At 40.3% G+C, this 2454-nt stretch carries 3 protein-coding genes; all 3 read left to right on the top strand.

Annotated features, from left to right (window positions below; translation table 11 throughout):
* Positions 1–444: 444 nt before the first annotated feature.
* On the top strand, positions 445–966 hold the full coding sequence (locus tag F6K23_RS40120; protein WP_293166741.1) for a site-specific integrase: 522 nt from the start codon (positions 445–447) through the stop codon (positions 964–966).
* A gap of 15 nt (positions 967–981) precedes the next feature.
* Positions 982–1185, top strand: a complete 204-nt coding sequence (locus F6K23_RS40115) for a hypothetical protein (protein ID WP_293166739.1) — start codon at positions 982–984, stop codon at positions 1183–1185.
* A gap of 919 nt (positions 1186–2104) precedes the next feature.
* A partial coding sequence (locus F6K23_RS40110) for a glycine-rich domain-containing protein (RefSeq protein WP_375340830.1) occupies positions 2105–2454 on the top strand: 350 nt, incomplete at its 3' end.

The raw sequence follows: 2454 nt of genomic DNA, 5'->3' as shown, positions 1-2454 counted from the left end.
TATGGGGCTTGGCGTGTTTAGCTATCCCCATATAATAGGCTCAACACGCCAAACGTTTTCAAAAAATCCCTCAACCATGCGGGTTGTAGCTGACGCGTTTACCGGACAAAGTCGGGCTTTTTTTTTTAACTTGAGTTTTTGTCCGGTATGACGACTTAGTATTTGACAAATTGACGGTAATATGCAGGTGCCTTAGCTTTTTGCTCACCCTTGCTCACCCTAGTGAAATCATTAACTTTTCTTATCAATAAACCCTGAAACCCTGATTGTGTCGTCCAGTTTTCGACCACAAAGAGTTTAGCAAAGGTTATAGGTCGTCAGATTAGAGAAAAATGTAACGTAAAATCAGATGTTACAGCTCTTATTACACGTTATTGGTGTAACGTGTAATAAGATAGCTAAATCGATGTCATGAAGGTTGATGGTAACGGACAAGGGAAGATTTTGTCACAAGTTGAGTTGAGCCGATTGTTTACTGAAGGTCTAAAATCTCCCCGAGATAGAGCGCTATTTGCAATTTGTCTGTTTACAGCCTGTAGATTATCTGAAGCCCTAGCACTACACACCACCGACATCAAAGCTCGTACCCTAACTTTCCGAAAGTCTAACACCAAGGGCAAACTCCAGACCCGTATTGTTGATATTCATCCAGGACTCGCTATCTGGTTAGACTCCTATCAACCTAAAAAACCAGGTCTGATGTTTCCTAGTCGCAAAAGCCCTGGCAGACCTCTGACTCGCTTCATGGCTGATAAACTTCTACGCACCGCTTGTCAGCGCATTGGTGTTGAGGGTGTCAGCACCCACAGTTTCCGTAGGACTGCACTTACCCAGATGTCTAGTGCCGGAATCCCCCTCAGGCACATTCAGGATATCTCTGGACATCATGATTTAGGAGTTTTGCAAAGGTATCTGGAAGTCACTCCTGAACAAAGGCGTCAGGCCTCACAAGTCATTGGCTTTTGAATGGAGCTAAAAACCATGCACAAAAATCTTCGAGCCATCGCTTACAGTATGGATGCATTGATTCCTGGTCTCTACCTTTGGATTGGTTCATTCTCTTTTCGCATTGGTGGCCTTCCTCCTGAAGAAAACTATCCAGGGACTATTCATGACTTTGCTGGCTTCGCACTGGTGCTGCCGGGATATCGCATCTACACCACATACAAAGGCAGTTATTGCTGATGTCTAGCTTAATGTGAGGCGATACCAGAGTTACTCTTTCTGCTTGACCATTGCTGTGAGTAGGTTACAGCCTTAGCGGGGTTTTCTGTACACTTGCTACTCAAACGCCGTATTTCGGGGTTTGAGTAGCAACCGTGCAAGAAGTTACGCTAAGAACTGTACCAATTAAACCTTCTGAGAATTAGCACCCTCAAATCACTGAAATCTCGTTGCTAATTTTTGTACCAAATAGACTTTAGTTAAATTGGTACACTGTTTAAGATACAAAACTTTACAGATACTGTGCCTTAAAACCATTGCTGTGACTACGTTACAGCCTTAGAGTAAGTTTCTGTACACTTGCTACTCAAACCCCATTTCATACTTTTTCCAACTTTTTTTGTCACCAGTTCAAAGAGATCTTTGAAAACTGGCTACTTTCTATGACTTTTTCTGACTGCAAAAACCGACTTGTACACATTATCTTTAAAGAGCAAGGCTGAAAAGATAGTAAAAAAGCTAACTTCATGCCGACAAAACTAATTCACTTACCAAATTGGAGAAACTTGACAATGAACAAGAAAGCTCTCATTGAAAAACTGCTAACCAAAAATGTTGTTGATGCTTGCATCTGTTGTGAAGATTTACTTTAGACACAAGTAAGTAAATCAGCAAGAAAAATCAGAACTTGTTTGTGTGGTAACGCTTTAGCGCTGGAGCGTTACCAAGAGGGAAATATAGATCTTTGGTAAATATTTACATAGTTTATTTTTTCTTGCCTACTTACTTAACTCTGCTTACTCAGCAGAGAAAGCCGAAAAAAATGGGAAACACAGGAAAGTTGTTTGCTAACCAACTAACTGGAAATTACACTCTAATTTTCGTTCCTTTTTCTGCTGACTAAAAAATGGTCATTTTTTATAATAGGAAATTCTCGTATATGAAATCAACTTTAGAAGAGTTGAAAACCTACCGAAATGAATCCGTTATTAACCGATTCATTGAAACTTGGTATCTTCCTTTTGGAGAAGCTGAAGAACTCTTTGAAGAAACTAAAAAATGGTTATGGTTGAGCGCTTATAGTAAACAGTGTACACAGGAACCTATTAAACTAGCTATTAGCCAGTCAACAAAACTCATCGATGAGATGTGGCACACATTTATTCTCTTTACTAAGGATTATCAAGATTTCTGTGAAAAATACTTTGGGTACTACCTTCACCATTACCCAACACCAAAATCAACGTACGCTCAGACTATAGCAGAGTACGAGCGCTCTCCGGAATTTGA

Source organism: Okeania sp. SIO2C9, assembly GCF_010672455.1.
Lineage (GTDB): Bacteria > Cyanobacteriota > Cyanobacteriia > Cyanobacteriales > Microcoleaceae > Okeania.
This window is presented reverse-complemented; position numbering and strand designations above follow the sequence as displayed.

What these genes read in the sequence shown, in the direction of transcription:
- F6K23_RS40115 (WP_293166739.1), top strand. Translation starts at nt 982, where the DNA reads ATGCACAAAAATCTTCGAGCCATCGCTTACAGTATGGATGCATTGATT.